Below are 18,170 nucleotides of genomic sequence, written 5' to 3' on the forward strand. Positions count from 1 at the left end.
GTGTGTCCAGCGCGTGTGCATTTGTTTTGACCGGAGCCGATGCTATAGGTACGCTCTGACCTTGTGCCTGGGGTGTCCCTGGGCTCCTGTGCGCGCTTCCAGACCGCTCGGGGGCCCGAGGTGTCGACACCAACAATCTGCACTCTCTGACTTTCGCAGAGGGCTGCGGTGCGCGACACACCCGACCGCGTGGGTCGGCGAAACTCCAGGTTAGCTTTATCGAGACTGGCACACAGAAACCGGAGAAACGGTGCCTACGATCCAGCAGCTGGTCCGCAAGGGCCGCCAGGACAAGGTCGAGAAGAACAAGACCCCCGCCCTCGCGGGGTCGCCGCAGCGCCGTGGTACATGCACCCGCGTGTTCACCACGACGCCGAAGAAGCCGAACTCGGCGCTCCGCAAGGTCGCGCGTGTCCGGCTGAGCAGTGGGATCGAGGTCACCGCCTACGTCCCGGGTGAGGGGCACAACCTGCAGGAGCACTCCATCGTGCTCGTGCGTGGCGGTCGTGTGAAGGACCTGCCGGGTGTTCGTTACAAGATCATCCGCGGCTCCCTCGACACGCAGGGCGTCAAGAACCGCAAGCAGGCTCGCAGCCGCTACGGCGCCAAGAAGGAGAAGTAAGAATGCCTCGTAAGGGTCCCGCCCCGAAGCGTCCGGTCATCATCGACCCGGTCTACAACTCTCCTCTGGTGACGTCCCTCATCAACAAGGTCCTGCTGAACGGCAAGCGCTCCACTGCCGAGCGCATTGTCTACGGCGCCATGGAGGGCCTGCGCGAGAAGTCCGGCAACGACCCGGTCATCACCCTCAAGCGCGCGCTGGAGAACGTCAAGCCGACCCTCGAGGTCCGCTCCCGCCGTGTCGGTGGCGCCACCTACCAGGTGCCGGTCGAGGTCCGTCCCGGCCGCTCCTCCACCCTCGCGCTGCGCTGGCTGGTCGGTTACTCCCGCGCCCGTCGTGAGAAGACCATGACCGAGCGCCTGATGAACGAGCTGCTGGATGCCAGCAATGGTCTGGGCGCCTCCGTCAAGCGTCGCGAGGACACCCACAAGATGGCCGAGTCCAACAAGGCCTTCGCGCACTACCGCTGGTAGTCGCTACCCCATCGAGAACCGAGAGAAGACTGAGCCATATGGCCACCACTTCACTTGACCTGGCCAAGGTCCGCAACATTGGGATCATGGCCCACATCGACGCGGGCAAGACGACCACCACCGAGCGGATCCTCTTCTACACCGGCGTGAGCTACAAGATCGGTGAAGTCCACGATGGCGCCGCCACCATGGACTGGATGGAGCAGGAGCAGGAGCGTGGCATCACCATCACGTCCGCCGCGACGACCTGTCACTGGCCGCTCGAGAACGTCGACCACACGATCAACATCATCGACACCCCGGGGCACGTCGACTTCACCGTTGAGGTGGAGCGCAGCCTGCGCGTGCTCGACGGTGCCGTGACGGTGTTCGACGGCGTGGCCGGCGTCGAGCCGCAGTCCGAGACGGTGTGGCGTCAGGCGGACCGCTACGGCGTTCCGCGTATCTGCTTCGTCAACAAGCTCGACCGCACCGGTGCCGAGTTCCACCGCTGTGTCGACATGATCACGGACCGCCTGGGCGCGGTCCCGATCGTCATGCAGCTGCCGATCGGCACCGAGGCCGACTTCAAGGGTGTCGTCGACCTCGTCACCATGAAGGCGCTGGTCTGGTCCGCCGAGGCGACCAAGGGCGAGATGTACGACACCGTCGACATCCCGGACACCCACACCGAGGCCGCCGACGAGTGGCGCGGCAAGCTGCTCGAGACCGTCGCCGAGAACGACGAAGAGATGATGGAGCTGTACCTGGAGGGCGAGGAGCCCACCGTGGAGCAGCTCTACGCGGCGGTCCGCCGTATCACCATCGCTTCCGGCAAGGGTGAGGGCACCACCGTCACTCCGGTGTTCTGTGGCACCGCGTTCAAGAACAAGGGCGTGCAGCCCCTGCTCGACGCCGTGGTCCGCTACCTGCCGTCGCCGATCGACATCGAGGCGATCGAGGGCCACTCGGTCAAGGACCCCGACGAGGTCATCAAGCGCCGTCCTTCCGAGGATGAGCCGCTGTCGGCCCTGGCGTTCAAGATCGCGAGCGACCCGCACCTCGGCAAGCTCACCTTCATCCGGGTCTACTCGGGCCGTATGACGGCCGGCACGCAGGTGCTGAACTCCGTCAAGGGCAAGAAGGAGCGCATCGGCAAGATCTACCGGATGCACGCGAACAAGCGTGAGGAGATCGAGTCGGTGGGTGCCGGTGACATCGTCGCCGTCATGGGTCTGAAGCAGACCACCACCGGTGAGACCCTCTCCGATTCGTCGAACCCGGTGATCCTGGAGTCCATGGACTTCCCGGCCCCGGTCATCGAGGTGGCCATCGAGCCGAAGTCCAAGGGCGACCAGGAGAAGCTGGCCGTCGCGATCCAGCGGCTTGCCGAGGAGGACCCGTCCTTCCGCGTCAAGACCGACGAGGAGACCGGCCAGACGATCATCTCCGGCATGGGCGAGCTGCACCTCGATGTGCTGGTCGACCGCATGCGCCGGGAGTTCAAGGTCGAGGCCAACGTCGGCAAGCCGCAGGTGGCCTACCGCGAGACGCTGCGCAAGCCGGTCGAGCGGTACGACTACACGCACAAGAAGCAGACTGGTGGTTCCGGCCAGTTCGCGAAGGTGCAGATCGCGCTGGAGCCGCTCGAGGGCGATGGCTACGAGTTCGAGAACAAGGTCACCGGTGGCCGTATCCCGCGGGAGTACATCCCGTCGGTGGACGCGGGCTGCCAGGAGGCCATGGAGTTCGGCGTGCTCGCGGGCTACCCGCTGACCGGTGTGAAGGTCACCCTGCTCGACGGTGGCTACCACGAGGTCGACTCGTCCGAGATGGCGTTCAAGATCGCCGGTTCGATGGCCTTCAAGGAGGCCGCCCGCAAGGCCAGCCCGGCCCTGCTCGAGCCGATGATGAAGGTCGAGGTCACCACGCCCGAGGACTACATGGGTGACGTGATCGGCGACATCAACTCCCGTCGCGGGCAGATCCAGTCCATGGAGGACCGGAGCGGCGCCAAGCTGGTCACCGGCCTGGTTCCGCTGTCGGAGATGTTCGGCTACGTGGGCGACCTGCGCAGCAAGACGTCCGGCCGCGCCAGCTACTCCATGCAGTTCGACTCCTACGCCGAGGTTCCGCGGAACGTCGCCGAGGAGATCATCGCGAAGGCCAAGGGCGAGTAAGGCGGGTTCATCCGCATTCCTCACCCTTTAGGCTGGAAGCACAAGGCATCGGGGCATTCCGTCGTGGAACGCGTTCACCGTGTTCCATGGCGGGCCCCGGGCGCCGTTTCCCCAGACGAATACGGCGAAGGGCATCCCCCTAGGGGTCCTGGCCGGTTCGGTAAGACCACCTGAACCCATCCGCAAAGCGTGGATGCGTACAGAACCACTCCACAGGAGGACCCCAGTGGCGAAGGCGAAGTTCGAGCGGACTAAGCCGCACGTCAACATCGGCACCATCGGTCACATCGACCACGGTAAGACCACGCTTACCGCTGCGATCACCAAGGTGCTGCACGACGCGTACCCGGACCTGAACGAGGCCTCGGCCTTCGACCAGATCGACAAGGCTCCTGAGGAGCGCCAGCGCGGTATTACGATCTCCATCGCGCACGTCGAGTACCAGACCGAGTCGCGTCACTACGCGCACGTTGACTGCCCCGGTCACGCGGACTACATCAAGAACATGATCACCGGTGCGGCGCAGATGGATGGCGCCATCCTCGTGGTCGCCGCCACCGACGGCCCGATGCCGCAGACCAAGGAGCACGTGCTCCTGGCCCGCCAGGTCGGCGTGCCGTACATCGTTGTCGCCCTGAACAAGGCCGACATGGTGGACGACGAGGAGATCATGGAGCTCGTCGAGCTCGAGGTCCGTGAGCTGCTCTCCGAGTACGACTTCCCGGGCGACGACCTGCCGGTCGTCAAGGTCTCGGCGCTCAAGGCGCTCGAGGGCGACGCCGAGTGGGGCAAGACCGTCCTCGACCTGATGAAGGCCGTCGACGAGTCGATCCCGCAGCCCGAGCGCGACGTCGACAAGCCGTTCCTGATGCCGATCGAGGACGTCTTCACGATCACCGGTCGCGGTACGGTCGTCACCGGCCGTATCGAGCGCGGTGTGCTGAAGGTCAACGAGAACGTCGACATCGTGGGCATCAAGCAGGAGAAGACCTCCACCACGGTCACCGGCATCGAGATGTTCCGCAAGCTGCTCGACGAGGGCCAGGCCGGTGAGAACGTCGGTCTGCTGCTCCGCGGCATCAAGCGCGAGGACGTCGAGCGCGGCCAGGTCATCATCAAGCCGGGCTCGGTCACTCCGCACACCGAGTTCGAGGCCCAGGCGTACATCCTGTCCAAGGACGAGGGTGGCCGCCACACGCCGTTCTTCAACAACTACCGTCCGCAGTTCTACTTCCGTACCACGGACGTGACGGGCGTTGTGACCCTCCCCGAGGGCACCGAGATGGTCATGCCGGGCGACAACACCGAGATGTCCGTCTCGCTGATCCAGCCGGTCGCCATGGAGGAGGGCCTGAAGTTCGCCATCCGTGAGGGTGGCCGGACCGTCGGCGCCGGTCAGGTCACCAAGATCAACAAGTGACCTGACGCTCCCCGGAGCAAAGAGCCCCATTCGCCTTTGGCGGGTGGGGCTCTTTCGTATGTGGGTACCCGGCCGTCCACATCGAAGCCGCGTTCGACTTCGGGAGCGAACAGATGATGACAAATGGCAAGATCGCGGTCGCGGTCGTGGGGGGCTACCTCCTCGGGCGTACGAAGAAGGCGAAACTCGCTGTCGGGCTGGGCATGTTGCTGGCCGGCAAGAAGATCTCGCTGGATCCGCAGCAGCTGAAGAAGTCCCTGGCCCAGGCGCCGCTGCTGAGCGGCCTCAACTCGGAAGTGCGCAAGGAGCTGGCCGACGCCACCCGGCAGGCCGCGACCAAGGCCGTCTCCAACCGGGTGAGCGGCCTCGCCGACTCGCTGCATGAGCGCACGGCGCTGCTGCGCGGCGAGGGCGGGGACGAAGCAGACGAGGGCGAGGGCGAGGGCGAGGAGGCCGAGGCACCCGCCCGCCCGGCGAAGAAGGCCGCGGCGTCCGGTTCGGGCACGGCGAAGAAGGCCGCGGCCAGGACGACCACCGCGAAGAAGGCCACCGCGAAGCAGGCCACCGCGAAGCAGGCCGCGGTGAAGAAGACCGCCAGGACCGCGGGGGGCCGCAATGGCTGACACGCTCGGCAGGCTCAAGGACGACATCGTCAGGAATCCGGCCACCGACCGTCTGAAGGACGAGCTGCGGAACTATGTCCAGGCACGGGCGACCCATGCGATCTCCGGCCTCGGCTCGGGCCTCGCCAAGGGCGCGCAGTCCCTCTCCGAGGGGAAGTCTCCGGGGCAGGCCCTGATGAAGGCCGGTACGTCCCAGCTGAAGGACTCGCTCAAGGAGTCGCTGAAGGAGAAGGTCAAAGGGGTCTTCGGCAAGGGTGGTAAGTCCAGGAGCGGGGGCGGCAAGTCCAAGAGCGTGACGGTCGTCGAGGACATCGACGTAGGGGTGCCGGTCCGCGAGGCGTACGACCAGTGGACCCAGTTCCAGGAGTTCAGCACCTTCGCCAAGGGGGTCGTCAGCGTCGAGAAGGCCGACGACACCAGCAGCAACTGGAAGGTGAAGGTCGCCAAGTCCACCCGCAGCTGGCGGGCGAACGTCACCGAGCAGGTGGCCGACGAGCGGATCAGCTGGACCACGGAGGGCGCGAAGGGCACCGTCAAGGGCGTCGTCACATTTCACCCGCTCGGCGACAACCTCACCCGGGTGCTGCTGGTTCTCGAGTACTTCCCCAAGGGCCTCTTCGAGAAGACCGGCAACATCTGGCGGGCCCAGGGCCGACGGGCCCGGCTCGATCTGAAGCTCTACCGGAAGTTCATCATGATGCGCGGCGAGGCCACGGACGGCTGGCGCGGCGAGATCCGGGACGGCGAGGTCGTGCGGGACCACGAGACGGCCGTGGAGGAGGAAGAGCGCGAGCAGGCCGAGGCCGAGGAGGCCGAGGAGGCCGAGGAGACCGGGGGAGGTGCCGATGAGCCGGACGAGGCGGCTGAGGCTGAGGATGAGTACGAGGAGGAGCCGGAAGGCGCCGAGCCCGAGGAGTACGACGAGGAGTACGAGGAGGAGCCGGAGGCCGCCGGGGAGCCGGACGAGGCCGAAGAGCCGGAGGAGCCCGAGGACGCCGAGGCGTATGAGGAGCCCGAGGAGGGGTCCGAGGAGGAGCTCGAGGAGGAACCCCGTACCGCCGCGGCCCGCCGCTGAGCACCTCCGGCGACCGCCGGACCCGACGAGGCCCCACCCGGCCGCAAGACGCCGGGTGGGGCCCCGCTCATGCCGCCCGCCCATCGGCGAAACCGCACGGCGAACGCGAATCGGGCGGGGCAGGGGACGCGGCCGGGCCCGGCGCCCGGCCGCCGGGCCGGTGGGGACGACGGCCGGTGGCGACGCCCCTGGCAGGGGGACCCGGCGCCACCCGGATGTGGCGCGGGGCGTGGGCCGGATGACGCGGGCTGGGGACGGTGTCCCCGGCTCCGCCTCACCCCGTGGTGAGCCGCGCCGTCAGGCCCGTTTCGTGGGGCGGGGGCGCCAGATCCAGGGGGTGGCGTCGGGGGACAGGCCCACCACGCAGACGCCCTGGTGGCCGTCGTCCGCCAGGAGGGCCGGGGCGCCCACCGGGGTCAGGTGGCCGGGGGAGCGCAGCGGTCTGGCGTCCGGGCCGGTGCCGTACTGGACCTGGACCTCTCCGCCCAGGTCGCGCCCGGCCAGCAGCAGCGTCTTCACCTCGCGGCGGCCGGACGGTTCGGCCACGGTATGGGCGGCGATCGCCCCGTAGCCCTCGAAGTGCGGCACCGTGAGGGAGGTTTCCCCGTGGACGGCGGGCACGGTGGCCGTGGGGGTGCGGTAGATCAGCGCGAGCGTGCCGTCGGGCGCCACCGCGGCGCCCAGCGGATCCCCGCCGGGGCGCGGCAGACCGGACGGCGGGCGCAGGGCGACCGGGCCGCCGGCCCACTCCTGGGCCCAGTGGTGGACGGTGTCGCGGCCGGGGGCGAGGACATGGACCTGCCCCTCCGCGTCCAGCAGCGTGGTCAGCCCGTCCTGGATCTCGGCGCCGCCGAGCCGCTGCCAGGGACCCCAGTGGCCGTCGGCGTCCCGTACCCGGGTGGCCAGGCTCTTGTCCGCGGTCCGTACGAAGAGGTGCACCCGGCCGTCCGGGGTGGCGACCGCCGCCGGGCAGCCGACCCGGCGGCCGTGCTCGGGGTCGGTCTCGGGGGTGCCGAGACCCGTCCAGGCGCGGAACGGGCCGTCCGGGCGGCGCTGCTCCAGCACCACGATCTCGCGCAGGTCGCCCGCGCCCTGCCCGGCCAGCGCCGCGAACCGCAGGGCGAACAGCACCTGCCGTCCCGCGCTGTCCCGCACCGCGGCGATCGCCGGGGCGAGCGGTCCGCCGCCGAGCCCCTGAGGCGCCCCGAACCGCCCGCTGCCGGGCCCGGTCTCGTGCCACCGCACGGCCTGGGTGCCCAGCACGCCGTACGCCACGAGCCGCCCCTGGGTGTCGGTGGTGGGGGCGGGCAGCGGGGTGGGGTAGCGGTAGTGGGTGGAGCGGATCCAGCCCTTGCGGTTCCGCAGCGGGCGCACCCCGCCCTGGCTGTAGTCGCCGCAGCCGGCCGCGTTGCCGCAGTCCCAGTCCGGCGCACCGCCGTAGGACTTGATCGCCCGCGCCTTCTGGGCGAGCACCGCGGGCGGCAGATTGTGCGGCCAGCGCTGGTTGTAGTAGCCGCGGAACGCGGTGGTGGTGAAGCGCGGGGCATGCTTGTCGCGCTGCGTGGCGGCGGCCACCCACTGGGCGATCGCCTTCCAGGTGAACAGCGCGACCGGCGTGTGGTCGCGGTGGTCCGAGCAGCCCGGCTGATCGTTGTCCTTGGGGTGCAGCACGTCGTGCACCTGGAAGTCGGGGTCCGGGTCCAGCGTGTGGATCAGCGTGGGCCGATAGCGGTCCATGATCCCGGCGAGCACGTCGACCAGCGTCCGATGGCCGTACGAGCTGGGGTGCGTCACGGGGGAGCCGGCGGCCGGGAGGGTGCGCATCACGGTGCCAAGGGTGTCCCACAGCGCGGGGATCCGTACGCCGCCGTCCGACAGCATCGCGATGTTGAGGAAGATCAGCCGGGCGCCGCGGGTGCCGTTGGCGAGGGTGTTGGTCTCCGCCGTGACCCCGCCGGGCAGCCGCAGCACCGACCGCTGCCAGGGCGCGAACTGGTTCAGCCCCATCATCTGCGCGTACGCCTGCCGCAGCCCCTGGTGTCGGGAGGCGGAGTACGCGGCCTTGTCGGCGTGCGGGATCGGCGTCCCCGCCCGATGGTTGATCCCCCGGGCCTCACCGGCCGTGACGTACACGCACACCACGGGGACACCGGAGCGCAGCACATGCTCGGCGTCCGGGTTCATGAAGTACAGATCGTCGTCGGGGTGCGCCATGATCTGCAGCATCAGCGCCTGCTTGTCGCCCACCGTCGAGGTGAACGGCTCCGCCGCCCCGGGCTCACTGGCCCGCGCCGGCCCGGCTTCCGCGCCGCGCGAATGCCCGGCCCCGCATCCGGCTATCCCGGTGATCCCGGCAACCCCCACGGCTCCCCCGGCGGTGAGCGCCGCCAGCGCGGCGAGCGTCTGCCTGCGGGTGGTCCGCGCCCCCCGCGATGTCCATCGACTGTTCAATTTGGTGACCCTGTCACTTCGGCAGCGCGTAGTCTCCGGCTGCTCCAAGTGAAGGGACGGTTGGTGATCTTGACAGGTTGTCCGTTGGCCGGGAGGTATCGGTCACAGATCGGACACATCGCCGTCACGGGGCCGACGCATCCCGTCGGGGCCGACGCATCCCGCCGGGGGCGGGCGGCCCTTCCGGCTACGTCAGTCGGCGATCAGCACCCCGAGCACCGCGAGCCAGCAGGCCGCGACCAGCACCGGCAGCAGCATCATGATCGCGCCGGTCGGGGACACCTTCAGATAGGCGGCGCCGGGGTCGTCGGTGCGGCGGTTCACTATCCGCTCGCCGCCGTGCCAGGCCATGTACTCCTCGAGCTCGATCACGGCCTCCTTGCGCGCCAGGAGGTACTGGCGCCCGAACCGCAGCATCAGCGAGAAGCCCAGCGACACTCCGATGCCGATGACCGCGATGATCATCGCCAGCCCCTTGCCGAGGGAGCCGCCCGCACCCTCCTTGCCGAGGCAGAAGGCGGTGGCGGCCGCGAGGCCCGCGGTGATGTAGAAGAAGTTGTTCAGCTTCTGCCAGTTGAGGTTGTCCTCGTGCTTGTAGAGGTCCACCGCGATCCCGTACTGCGCGTGCAGCATCGCCTCACGCGGTTTGCGCCACACCCACACCACCCGGGGCAGCCCGTCCGGCGGCGTCAGCCGGGTCAGCTCCTGGAAGCCGAGCTTGTGGTGGAAGCGCGCGGACGCGTCGTTGGGGGGATCGTTGACCACGGCGGCGATCACGGGGCTGAAGTCCCACTGGTCGATGACGTGGTAGTAGAGCATCGAGGCGATGCCGCTCCGCGCCGCCTCGTGGGACACGCAGATCTGCTTGATCACCAGGAAGCTGCCCAGCGCCGTCTTGATCCGGCGGTTCAGCCATTCGTCCGGCTCGACCCGGTCGGAGCTGTAGGCCATCAGGAACGCCAGCACATTGCCGCCCTTGACCGCCACGTAGAAGTGCTCGGCGGTCTCCAGCCGGGCGCGGTAGTCGGCCTCGGAGTACGCCGAGACCAGGAAGCCGCCCTCCACCGCGCCCTGGGTGCCGTCCGGCCTGTTCAGGCTCCGTGACTCGGCGAGCCGGGCGATCTGTTCCACGTGTTCCTCGCCCGCCCGTAAGATCTCCACCCGCAGCGGCACCCCGGCCATCCCGATCCCCCCTCGTCCCGGCGCGCCGAACCTACCGTGGGCGCGGTCGCCGCACCACCGTGCCTCCCGAGGGCCGTGCTTCGCTATGTGTAGCGCGGCAGGTTCTCGGTGGAGACGGTCCACTCGCCGATCGTGATGTCCTCCCCGTAGACGAAGTCCTTTCGGGTCGCGTAGCGAGGACCGTGCGGGGTGGGGTGGATGTCGGACAGCACGGCACCCTCACCCGTGCGGGGGTCGAAGATCACGTACACGGGGACACCCAGCTGTGGATAATCCCGTGTCTTGCCCACCCAGTCATTGTCCGGATTGGACCGGGACACCACCTCGATGGCGGCGAGGAGCGCATGCGGGTCGAGGGCCCCTTCGACCTCCATGTCCGCCTCGGCGATCACGATCACGTCGGGGTGGCGCAGCACGCCCGAGTTCGGGTCCTCGACGTCCGGTGTGCCGGTATGGGCCAGCAGACCGTCCGGCATGACCTTCTCCAGCCGGCGACTGATACGCGCCGCCGTCAGCTCGTGCGGCCCCCCCGGCGACATCATGTCGTGAACGATCCCTTCCTTGGTGATCTCCAGCTTTCCGGGAACGCTCTCCTGTATCTGCTCGACGATGTCCCGCATCGACTGATAGCGGAGGGCGTCACGGTCGGCGTGATCCGGGGCGATCGTCATGGCGCTCGCTCCTCTCTCGGGCGGCGGCCGCGTCGGGCGACGGGAAGCCTTACGAGTCATGCTAGCGAGCCGGGTGCTTCGGGCCCTGGGCGAACGGCGCCGACCGGTGCCCTGTGGCGCGGGGGTGAACGATCGCCCGGCCGTGCGCACCTATGAGCTGGACCCCGTGACCAAGTCCTACGCGATCACCGGCATTCATCACGAGCGGCTGAAGCTGACCGTCCCCTTCACGATCGACATCGACCTGACCCAGATCGATCACATGTAGTCGTCACGGGACCGCCGGGCCCTCGATGTACCTGCCGTTCGCGCTGTAGGGCCACTCGTTCGCTACACAGCCCTTGAGCCCGTATATCTGCTGCATCATCACCGGCGCCCGTTTGCCCTTCCCGGGGCAGGACTCGTGGCCGTGGCCGATGCGGTGGCCGACCTCGTGGTTGACGATCAGTGCCCGGTAGCCGCTGATGGGGCCGGAGAACTCCGGTGAGCCGGTGTTCCAGCGTTTGAGGTTGACCATGATCTGGGAGCCGGCGTCGCAGTTGACCTCGCCATGGGTGTCCAGGCCCACGGCGCCGCAGATCTCGTCGACCGTGTCCGGGGTGGCGATCTTCACCTCGAAGTCGGAGGGGCCGTCGGCGACCAGCTGGAAGGAGTGCTTGCCGTCGTTGGTCCAGCCGCGCTTGTCGGCGAGGATCGCCGAGATTTCGGCCGCGGCCCGCTTCGCGTCGACGCCGGTGCCCTTCTCCACCATGACCTTGAACCGCCGCGGGTCGCTTCCCTCGCCGATCACCGCGCCGGAGGACTTCGCGGTGACGAACTCGCCGCTCGCGGTGGCGGGGGAGCCCGGGCGAGGGGGTCTGGAGGTGGCCGAGATGGCGTCGGGCGGCAGGGCCGCCGGGTCCGTGGCGCGGGCCGCGTCCTTGCCGCCGCCGTCGTCGTGGCGTAACGCGAACACGACCCCGGCGATCAGGGCCACTCCGGCGGCCAGTGCCACCGCCACCTTCCGGGGGCGGGCGCCCCGGGTGGTGCGCCCCCGTCGTCCCGGGGGTGAGGTGGCTGGGCCGGGGGCCTGCGCGGTGGAGGTCATGGGGGCGCTTCCAGGGGGTGTCGGCGGGGCGGGTGAATCAGCCGCTGAATCAGCCGCGCGCATGCCGCGTGAGCATGTCGGTGCCCCGGAGTGAGCGCGAGTGTGTCGGGTGTTCCCCTGGAGGGAGACGTGTGGCGAGGGTGACCGGTTGGGGCTTGTGCCGTGTTGTGCGCGGGGTCACATTGGGTGACGTCACATTGGGTGACATCCCGCATCTCACACCCGCACGTGACACCGTGCCCCGGCCTCCGGTGCGCGCCGAGTTTGAAGTGCGCCTCGCGAGGGGTACGCTTCCGGGCCCCTGATTGGCGTCCGGAGCAGCCGATATGGCACACTAGCCAGGTTGCTCGGTTGAGTGCCGATGCTGCGCGCCTCCCGCCGGGAGGACCGGAAGCGAGTCCCACAGTACTCGTCGCCCCTGATCAGGGGCGGAAGTACGGGAATCTTCCGGGAAGTGTCAGCGGGGCCCCAGCCAGGCGCCCGGTGGGTGACTTTCTCCCCCAGCAACCCCCTTCATCAGGGATCTCCGTGCGGAGATTTATGGGAAGGACTGCGACACGCCCGACCGCGTGGGTCGGGAGTGAGGTGGAGGAGGGCATGAATCCCATCGGGTCCCAGAGCGTTACGAGAGACAGGACTACGAAGTAGCCATGGCGGGACAGAAGATCCGCATCCGGCTCAAGGCTTACGACCACGAGGTCATCGACTCCTCGGCGAAGAAGATCGTCGAGACGGTGACCCGGACTGGTGCGTCGGTCGCGGGCCCGGTGCCGCTGCCCACAGAGAAGAACGTGTACTGCGTCATCAAGTCGCCGCACAAGTACAAGGACTCGCGCGAGCACTTCGAGATGCGTACGCACAAGCGCCTCATCGACATCCTCGACCCCACGCCGAAGACGGTTGACTCGCTGATGCGTCTCGACCTGCCGGCCGGCGTCGACATCGAGATCAAGCTCTGAGGTGACGCGCGAGATGGCTAAGCAGATCAAGGGCGTCCTGGGCGAGAAGCTCGGTATGACGCAGGTGTGGGACGAGAACAACCGCGTCGTCCCGGTCACCGTCGTCAAGGCCGGTCCCTGCGTCGTGACCCAGGTCCGCACCGATGACGCGGACGGCTACAACGCCGTCCAGATCGCCTTCGGCGAGATCGACCCGCGCAAGGTGAACAAGCCGCTCAAGGGCCACTTCGCCAAGGCGGACGTGACCCCGCGCCGCCACCTGGTGGAGCTGCGTACCACCGACGCCGGTGAGTACACGCTCGGCCAGGAGGTCACGGCCGAGGTGTTCGAGTCCGGTGTCAAGGTCGACGTGACCGGCACCAGCAAGGGCAAGGGCACCGCCGGTGTCATGAAGCGCCACGGCTTCGCCGGCCTCGGCGCCGGCCACGGCACCCAGCGCAAGCACCGCTCGCCGGGCTCCATCGGTGGCTGCGCCACCCCGGGCCGCGTGTTCAAGGGCCTGCGCATGGCCGGCCGCATGGGCAATGAGCGGGTCACCACCCAGAACCTGACCGTCCATGCCGTTGACGCGGAGAAGGGTCTGCTCCTGATCAAGGGAGCGGTTCCTGGTCCGAACGGCGGCCTCGTCCTGGTCCGTACCGCGGCCAAGGGGGCCTGAGGTAACCGATGAGCACCATTGACATCCTTTCGCCGGCAGGCGACAAGGCCGGGACCGTCGAGCTCCCCGCGGAGATCTTCGACGCGCAGGTCAGCATTCCGCTGATCCACCAGGTCGTCGTCGCCCAGCTGGCCGCTGCCCGCCAGGGCACGCACAAGACCAAGACCCGCGGTGAGGTCCGGGGCGGTGGCAAGAAGCCGTACCGCCAGAAGGGCACCGGCCGCGCGCGCCAGGGCTCGACCCGCGCGCCGCAGTTCGCCGGCGGTGGCGTCGTGCACGGCCCCGTGCCGCGCGACTACAGCCAGCGCACCCCGAAGAAGATGAAGGCCGCCGCGCTCCGCGGTGCCCTCTCCGACCGGGCGCGCCACGAGCGGATTCACGTCGTGACCGGCGTGGTGGACGGCGAGATCTCCACCAAGGCCGCGAAGGCCCTGCTGGGCAAGGTCAGCGAGCGCAAGAACGTGCTCCTGATCGCCGAGCGGAGCGACGAGGCCGCGTGGCTGTCCGCCCGCAACCTGCCCCAGGTGCACCTCCTGGAGCCGGGCCAGCTGAACACGTACGACGTGCTCGTCTCCGATGACGTGGTCTTCACCAAGGCCGCCTTCGAGTCCTTCGTGGCTGGTCCCAAGGCCGCTGAGAAGACCGAAGGGAGCGCCGCCTGATGAGTGAGGCGACCGCTGTCACCAGCAAGACCTTCACCGACCCCCGCGACGTTCTCGTCAAGCCGGTGGTCTCGGAGAAGAGCTACGCGCTGCTGGACGAGAACAAGTACACGTTCATCGTCGACCCGCGCGCGAACAAGACCCAGATCAAGCAGGCCGTCGAGGCGGTCTTCTCGGTCAAGGTCACCGGGGTCAACACGATCAACCGGCAGGGTAAGCGCAAGCGGACCAAGACCGGCTACGGCAAGCGCAAGGACACCAAGCGCGCCATCGTGACCCTCGCCGAGGGCGACCGCATCGACATCTTCGGCGGCCCGACCTCCTGACGGGGGCCGGAATCGTCCAGAAGTCCGGAATCTTCCGAGGACTGAGAAATGGGTATCCGCAAGTACAAGCCGACGACCCCGGGCCGTCGTGGCTCCAGCGTCGCCGACTTCGTCGAGATCACGCGGTCCACGCCGGAGAAGTCGCTGGTCCGCCCGCTGCACAGCAAGGGTGGTCGTAACAACGCCGGCCGCATCACGGTCCGCCACCAGGGTGGCGGTCACAAGCGTGCGTACCGCGTGATCGACTTCCGCCGTCACGACAAGGACGGCGTCCCGGCGAAGGTCGCACACATCGAATACGACCCCAACCGCACCGCGCGCATCGCGCTGCTGCACTACGCCGACGGCGAGAAGCGCTACATCCTCGCCCCGCGTGGCCTGAAGCAGAACGACCGGATCGAGAACGGCCCCGGCGCCGACATCAAGCCCGGTAACAACCTCTCGCTGCGCAACATCCCGGTTGGTACCACGCTCCACGCCATCGAGCTGCGGCCCGGCGGCGGCGCGAAGTTCGCCCGCTCCGCGGGTGCCTCCGTGCAGCTGCTGGCGAAGGAGGGCTCCATGGCCCACCTGCGCATGCCGTCCGGTGAGATCCGCCTGGTCGACGTCCGCTGCCGCGCCACCGTCGGCGAGGTCGGCAACGCCGAGCAGTCGAACATCAACTGGGGCAAGGCCGGCCGCATGCGCTGGAAGGGCGTCCGCCCGACCGTTCGTGGTGTGGTCATGAACCCCGTCGACCACCCGCACGGTGGTGGTGAGGGCAAGACCTCCGGTGGTCGCCACCCGGTCTCGCCGTGGGGTCAGAAGGAGGGCCGTACGCGCTCGCCGAAGAAGGCCAGCAACAAGTACATCGTCCGCCGCCGCAAGACGAACAAGAAGCGCTAGGAGCGGGTTTAGATGCCGCGCAGTCTCAAGAAGGGGCCCTTCGTCGACGACCACCTGATCAAGAAGGTGGACACGCAGAACGAAGCAGGCACCAAGAACGTCATCAAGACCTGGTCCCGCCGCTCGATGATCGTCCCGGCCATGCTCGGCCACACGATCGCGGTGCACGACGGCCGCAAGCACGTCCCGGTGTTCGTCACCGAGTCGATGGTCGGCCACAAGCTCGGCGAGTTCGCGCCGACCCGCACCTTCCGCGGCCATGAGAAGGACGACCGCAAGTCGCGTCGTCGCTGATCAGCGGAAAAGACTCATGACAGACACTGAAGGGACAACCATGGAAGCCAGGGCCCAGGCGCGGTACATCCGCGTCACGCCCATGAAGGCCCGCCGCGTGGTGGACCTCATCCGTGGCATGAGTGCCACGGAGGCCCAGGCGGTCCTGCGTTTCGCCCCGCAGGCCGCGAGCGTGCCGGTCGGCAAGGTGCTGGACAGCGCCATCGCCAACGCCGCGCACAACTACGACCACACCGACGCCGACAGCCTCGTCATCTCCGAGGCGTATGTCGACGAGGGCCCGACTCTGAAGCGGTTCCGTCCGCGTGCCCAGGGCCGCGCCTACCGGATCCGCAAGCGGACCAGCCACATCACCGTGGTCGTCAGCAGCAAGGAAGGAACCCGGTAATGGGCCAGAAGGTAAACCCGCACGGGTTCCGGCTCGGCATCACCACCGACTTCAAGTCGCGCTGGTACGCCGACAAGCTGTACAAGGACTACGTCAAGGAAGACGTCGCCATCCGCCGGATGATGACGAAGGGCATGGAGCGCGCCGGTATCTCCAAGGTGGAGATCGAGCGCACCCGTGACCGCGTCCGCGTCGACATCCACACCGCCCGGCCGGGCATCGTCATCGGCCGCCGCGGCGCGGAGGCCGACCGTATCCGCGGCGAGCTGGAGAAGCTCACCGGCAAGCAGGTGCAGCTCAACATCCTCGAGGTGAAGAACCCCGAGGTGGACGCTCAGCTGGTGGCCCAGGCCGTCGCCGAGCAGCTGTCCTCCCGCGTCTCCTTCCGTCGTGCGATGCGCAAGTCGATGCAGAGCTCGATGAAGGCCGGTGCCAAGGGCATCAAGATCCAGTGTGGTGGCCGTCTCGGCGGCGCCGAGATGTCCCGCTCGGAGTTCTACCGCGAGGGCCGCGTGCCCCTGCACACGCTCCGCGCGAACGTCGACTACGGCTTCTTCGAGGCCAAGACCACCTTCGGCCGCATCGGCGTCAAGGTGTGGATCTACAAGGGCGACGTGAAGAACATCGCCGAGGTCCGTGCCGAGAACGCCGCCGCCCGCGCCGGTAACCGCCCGTCGCGTGGTGGCGGCAGCGACCGCCCGCAGCGCCGTGGTGGCGAGCGCGGTGGCCGCGGCCGCAAGCCGCAGCAGTCGGCAGGCGCCCCCGAGGCCGCCAAGACCGAGGCGCCCGCCGCCGCGGCCGAGCCCAGCGCTGCCGGAAAGGAGAGCTGACCCCATGCTGATCCCTCGCAGGGTCAAGCACCGCAAGCAGCACCACCCCAAGCGGTCCGGCATGGCCAAGGGCGGTACGGAGCTGGCGTTCGGCGAGTACGGCATCCAGGCCGTCACCCCGGCGTACGTCACCAACCGTCAGATCGAGGCCGCTCGTATCGCGATGACCCGCCACATCAAGCGTGGCGGCAAGGTCTGGATCAACATCTACCCGGACCGTCCGCTGACGAAGAAGCCTGCCGAGACCCGCATGGGTTCCGGTAAGGGCTCGCCGGAGTGGTGGATCGCGAACGTCAAGCCCGGTCGGGTGATGTTCGAGCTGTCCTACCCGAACGAGAAGACTGCGCGTGAGGCGCTCACCCGCGCTGCTCACAAGCTCCCGATGAAGTGCCGGATCGTTCGGCGCGAGGCAGGTGAGTCGTGATGGCGGCCGGTATCAAGGCGTCTGAGCTGCGTGAGCTGAACAACGAGGACCTCGTTGGCAAGCTTCGTGAGGCCAAGGAAGAGCTGTTCAACCTCCGCTTCCAGGCGGCGACCGGACAGCTCGAGAACCACGGCCGGCTGAAGGCCGTCCGGAAGGACATCGCCCGGATCTACACCCTGATGCGGGAGCGCGAGCTCGGCATCGAGACGGTGGAGAGCGCCTGATGAGCGAGACGAATGTGACTGAGAACGCAACGCAGAACCGCGGCTTCCGCAAGACCCGTGAGGGTCTGGTCGTCAGCGACAAGATGGACAAGACCGTCGTCGTCGCAGTCGAGGACCGCGTCAAGCACGCGCTGTACGGCAAGGTCATCCGCCGTACCAACAAGCTCAAGGCGCACGACGAGCAGAACGCCGCGGGTGTCGGCGACCGCGTCCTCCTGATGGAGACCCGGCCGCTGTCCGCGACCAAGCGCTGGCGCGTCGTCGAGATCCTCGAGAAGGCCAAGTAAATCCCTGAGGGCATTAGCTCTCAGGCCAGTTCCGCCAGGCTCGGCAGGGGCTGGATATATCCAGCCCCTGCCGGGAACCGGCAGACGATCAGGAGATAGACGTGATCCAGCAGGAGTCGCGACTGCGCGTCGCCGACAACACGGGCGCGAAGGAGATCCTTTGCATCCGTGTTCTCGGTGGCTCCGGTCGCCGCTACGCGGGCATCGGTGACGTCATCGTCGCCACCGTCAAGGACGCGATCCCCGGTGGCAACGTGAAGAAGGGTGACGTCGTCAAGGCGGTCATCGTGCGCACCGTCAAGGAGCGCCGCCGCCCGGACGGTTCGTACATCCGCTTCGACGAGAACGCGGCCGTCATCCTCAAGAACGATGGCGACCCCCGCGGCACCCGTATCTTCGGCCCGGTGGGCCGTGAGCTGCGCGAGAAGAAGTTCATGAAGATCATCTCGCTCGCGCCGGAGGTGCTGTAA

General features: G+C 68.2%; 23 protein-coding genes. 19 read left to right on the top strand and 4 right to left on the bottom strand.

Annotated features, from left to right (window positions below):
* Positions 1-250 precede the first annotated feature (250 nt).
* From rpsL to JK364_RS15430, 6 genes are all read left to right on the top strand, one after another.
* The gene (gene rpsL, locus JK364_RS15405; RefSeq protein ID WP_014054153.1) at positions 251-622 is read left to right on the top strand and encodes a 30S ribosomal protein S12; all 372 of its coding nucleotides are present in this window, start codon (positions 251-253) and stop codon (positions 620-622) included.
* 2 nt (positions 623-624) lie between these two features.
* Positions 625-1,095 carry a 30S ribosomal protein S7 gene (gene rpsG / locus JK364_RS15410; protein ID WP_014178748.1) on the top strand — a complete coding sequence of 157 codons (471 nt, stop codon included), beginning with the start codon at positions 625-627 and terminating at the stop codon, positions 1,093-1,095.
* A 38-nt stretch (positions 1,096-1,133) separates the two neighbouring features.
* Positions 1,134-3,254, top strand: coding sequence for an elongation factor G (gene fusA / locus JK364_RS15415; RefSeq protein WP_201851645.1), 2,121 nt, complete (start codon positions 1,134-1,136; stop codon positions 3,252-3,254).
* Positions 3,255-3,480: 226 nt separating this feature from the next.
* Positions 3,481-4,674: an elongation factor Tu gene (gene tuf / locus JK364_RS15420; RefSeq protein WP_014054156.1), complete on the top strand. Its 1,194-nt coding sequence runs from the start codon at positions 3,481-3,483 to the stop codon at positions 4,672-4,674.
* A gap of 113 nt (positions 4,675-4,787) precedes the next feature.
* Positions 4,788-5,297, top strand: a complete 510-nt coding sequence (locus JK364_RS15425) for a hypothetical protein (protein ID WP_201851647.1) — start codon at positions 4,788-4,790, stop codon at positions 5,295-5,297.
* Positions 5,290-6,372 (top strand): SRPBCC family protein, encoded by a 1,083-nt coding sequence (locus JK364_RS15430; protein WP_201851649.1) that lies wholly within the window; start codon positions 5,290-5,292, stop codon positions 6,370-6,372. Before JK364_RS15425 ends, JK364_RS15430 begins: the two co-directional genes overlap by 8 nt.
* Before the next feature lie 297 nt (positions 6,373-6,669).
* Here JK364_RS15430 and JK364_RS15435 read toward each other — a convergent pair whose 3' ends face one another.
* The 3 genes from JK364_RS15435 to JK364_RS15445 form a co-directional block, all read right to left on the bottom strand.
* Positions 6,670-8,823, bottom strand: coding sequence for a PIG-L family deacetylase (locus JK364_RS15435; protein ID WP_201851651.1), 2,154 nt, complete (start codon positions 8,821-8,823; stop codon positions 6,670-6,672).
* A 192-nt stretch (positions 8,824-9,015) separates the two neighbouring features.
* Positions 9,016-10,005 (bottom strand): GNAT family N-acetyltransferase, encoded by a 990-nt coding sequence (locus JK364_RS15440; RefSeq protein ID WP_201851653.1) that lies wholly within the window; start codon positions 10,003-10,005, stop codon positions 9,016-9,018.
* An 83-nt stretch (positions 10,006-10,088) separates the two neighbouring features.
* Positions 10,089-10,676: a Uma2 family endonuclease gene (locus JK364_RS15445; RefSeq protein WP_201851655.1), complete on the bottom strand. Its 588-nt coding sequence runs from the start codon at positions 10,674-10,676 to the stop codon at positions 10,089-10,091.
* Positions 10,677-10,800: 124 nt separating this feature from the next.
* Here JK364_RS15445 and JK364_RS15450 point away from each other — a divergent pair, with 124 nt between their 5' ends.
* Positions 10,801-10,944 carry a hypothetical protein gene (locus tag JK364_RS15450; protein ID WP_230991992.1) on the top strand — a complete coding sequence of 48 codons (144 nt, stop codon included), beginning with the start codon at positions 10,801-10,803 and terminating at the stop codon, positions 10,942-10,944.
* A 3-nt stretch (positions 10,945-10,947) separates the two neighbouring features.
* On the opposite strand, the gene JK364_RS15455 is transcribed toward JK364_RS15450, so the two are convergent.
* Positions 10,948-11,763, bottom strand: a complete 816-nt coding sequence (locus JK364_RS15455; protein ID WP_201851656.1) for a DUF3152 domain-containing protein — start codon at positions 11,761-11,763, stop codon at positions 10,948-10,950.
* A gap of 650 nt (positions 11,764-12,413) precedes the next feature.
* Here JK364_RS15455 and rpsJ point away from each other — a divergent pair.
* The 12 genes from rpsJ (at position 12,414) to rplN (ending at position 18,170) form a co-directional block, all read left to right on the top strand.
* Positions 12,414-12,722: a 30S ribosomal protein S10 gene (gene rpsJ, locus JK364_RS15460; RefSeq protein ID WP_003948644.1), complete on the top strand. Its 309-nt coding sequence runs from the start codon at positions 12,414-12,416 to the stop codon at positions 12,720-12,722.
* A gap of 13 nt (positions 12,723-12,735) precedes the next feature.
* Positions 12,736-13,380 carry a 50S ribosomal protein L3 gene (rplC, locus tag JK364_RS15465; RefSeq protein ID WP_201851657.1) on the top strand — a complete coding sequence of 215 codons (645 nt, stop codon included), beginning with the start codon at positions 12,736-12,738 and terminating at the stop codon, positions 13,378-13,380.
* An 8-nt stretch (positions 13,381-13,388) separates the two neighbouring features.
* A complete protein-coding gene (gene rplD, locus JK364_RS15470; RefSeq protein ID WP_201851658.1) occupies positions 13,389-14,042 on the top strand; it encodes a 50S ribosomal protein L4 in 654 nt (217 codons plus the stop codon).
* The gene (gene rplW, locus JK364_RS15475; RefSeq protein WP_201851659.1) at positions 14,042-14,368 is read left to right on the top strand and encodes a 50S ribosomal protein L23; all 327 of its coding nucleotides are present in this window, start codon (positions 14,042-14,044) and stop codon (positions 14,366-14,368) included. Before rplD ends, rplW begins: the two co-directional genes overlap by 1 nt.
* Positions 14,369-14,416: 48 nt before the next feature.
* The gene (gene rplB / locus JK364_RS15480; RefSeq protein WP_069865209.1) at positions 14,417-15,253 is read left to right on the top strand and encodes a 50S ribosomal protein L2; all 837 of its coding nucleotides are present in this window, start codon (positions 14,417-14,419) and stop codon (positions 15,251-15,253) included.
* 12 nt (positions 15,254-15,265) lie between these two features.
* Entirely contained in the window at positions 15,266-15,547 is a 282-nt protein-coding gene (gene rpsS, locus JK364_RS15485) for a 30S ribosomal protein S19 (RefSeq protein ID WP_020869258.1), read from the top strand.
* A gap of 40 nt (positions 15,548-15,587) precedes the next feature.
* Positions 15,588-15,935 carry a 50S ribosomal protein L22 gene (gene rplV / locus JK364_RS15490; RefSeq protein WP_014054168.1) on the top strand — a complete coding sequence of 116 codons (348 nt, stop codon included), beginning with the start codon at positions 15,588-15,590 and terminating at the stop codon, positions 15,933-15,935.
* A complete protein-coding gene (rpsC, locus tag JK364_RS15495) occupies positions 15,935-16,765 on the top strand; it encodes a 30S ribosomal protein S3 (protein ID WP_201851660.1) in 831 nt (276 codons plus the stop codon). Before rplV ends, rpsC begins: the two co-directional genes overlap by 1 nt.
* 4 nt (positions 16,766-16,769) lie before the next feature.
* Positions 16,770-17,189, top strand: coding sequence for a 50S ribosomal protein L16 (rplP, locus tag JK364_RS15500; RefSeq protein ID WP_014178774.1), 420 nt, complete (start codon positions 16,770-16,772; stop codon positions 17,187-17,189).
* The gene (gene rpmC, locus JK364_RS15505) at positions 17,189-17,413 is read left to right on the top strand and encodes a 50S ribosomal protein L29 (protein WP_201851661.1); all 225 of its coding nucleotides are present in this window, start codon (positions 17,189-17,191) and stop codon (positions 17,411-17,413) included. The genes rplP and rpmC overlap by 1 nt, the downstream gene beginning before the upstream one ends.
* On the top strand, positions 17,413-17,700 hold the full coding sequence (rpsQ, locus tag JK364_RS15510; RefSeq protein ID WP_014054172.1) for a 30S ribosomal protein S17: 288 nt from the start codon (positions 17,413-17,415) through the stop codon (positions 17,698-17,700). Before rpmC ends, rpsQ begins: the two co-directional genes overlap by 1 nt.
* Before the next feature lie 101 nt (positions 17,701-17,801).
* Positions 17,802-18,170, top strand: a complete 369-nt coding sequence (gene rplN / locus JK364_RS15515; RefSeq protein ID WP_003998823.1) for a 50S ribosomal protein L14 — start codon at positions 17,802-17,804, stop codon at positions 18,168-18,170.

Source organism: Streptomyces endocoffeicus (assembly GCF_016741935.1).
Lineage (GTDB): Bacteria > Actinomycetota > Actinomycetes > Streptomycetales > Streptomycetaceae > Streptomyces > Streptomyces endocoffeicus.

Coding starts and splice junctions, on each gene's coding strand:
- rplP (WP_014178774.1), top strand. CDS start 16,770: ATGCTGATCCCTCGCAGGGTCAAGCACCGCAAGCAGCACCACCCCAAG.
- JK364_RS15440 (WP_201851653.1), bottom strand. CDS start 10,005: ATGGCCGGGGTGCCGCTGCGGGTGGAGATCTTACGGGCGGGCGAGGAA.
- rplC (WP_201851657.1), top strand. CDS start 12,736: ATGGCTAAGCAGATCAAGGGCGTCCTGGGCGAGAAGCTCGGTATGACG.
- rplB (WP_069865209.1), top strand. CDS start 14,417: ATGGGTATCCGCAAGTACAAGCCGACGACCCCGGGCCGTCGTGGCTCC.
- JK364_RS15455 (WP_201851656.1), bottom strand. CDS start 11,763: ATGACCTCCACCGCGCAGGCCCCCGGCCCAGCCACCTCACCCCCGGGA.
- JK364_RS15430 (WP_201851649.1), top strand. CDS start 5,290: ATGGCTGACACGCTCGGCAGGCTCAAGGACGACATCGTCAGGAATCCG.
- rplV (WP_014054168.1), top strand. CDS start 15,588: ATGGAAGCCAGGGCCCAGGCGCGGTACATCCGCGTCACGCCCATGAAG.
- rplW (WP_201851659.1), top strand. CDS start 14,042: ATGAGTGAGGCGACCGCTGTCACCAGCAAGACCTTCACCGACCCCCGC.
- rpsS (WP_020869258.1), top strand. CDS start 15,266: ATGCCGCGCAGTCTCAAGAAGGGGCCCTTCGTCGACGACCACCTGATC.
- rplD (WP_201851658.1), top strand. CDS start 13,389: ATGAGCACCATTGACATCCTTTCGCCGGCAGGCGACAAGGCCGGGACC.
- fusA (WP_201851645.1), top strand. CDS start 1,134: ATGGCCACCACTTCACTTGACCTGGCCAAGGTCCGCAACATTGGGATC.
- rpsJ (WP_003948644.1), top strand. CDS start 12,414: ATGGCGGGACAGAAGATCCGCATCCGGCTCAAGGCTTACGACCACGAG.
- JK364_RS15425 (WP_201851647.1), top strand. CDS start 4,788: ATGATGACAAATGGCAAGATCGCGGTCGCGGTCGTGGGGGGCTACCTC.
- rpsG (WP_014178748.1), top strand. CDS start 625: ATGCCTCGTAAGGGTCCCGCCCCGAAGCGTCCGGTCATCATCGACCCG.
- rpsC (WP_201851660.1), top strand. CDS start 15,935: ATGGGCCAGAAGGTAAACCCGCACGGGTTCCGGCTCGGCATCACCACC.
- rpsQ (WP_014054172.1), top strand. CDS start 17,413: ATGAGCGAGACGAATGTGACTGAGAACGCAACGCAGAACCGCGGCTTC.
- JK364_RS15445 (WP_201851655.1), bottom strand. CDS start 10,676: ATGACGATCGCCCCGGATCACGCCGACCGTGACGCCCTCCGCTATCAG.
- rpmC (WP_201851661.1), top strand. CDS start 17,189: ATGGCGGCCGGTATCAAGGCGTCTGAGCTGCGTGAGCTGAACAACGAG.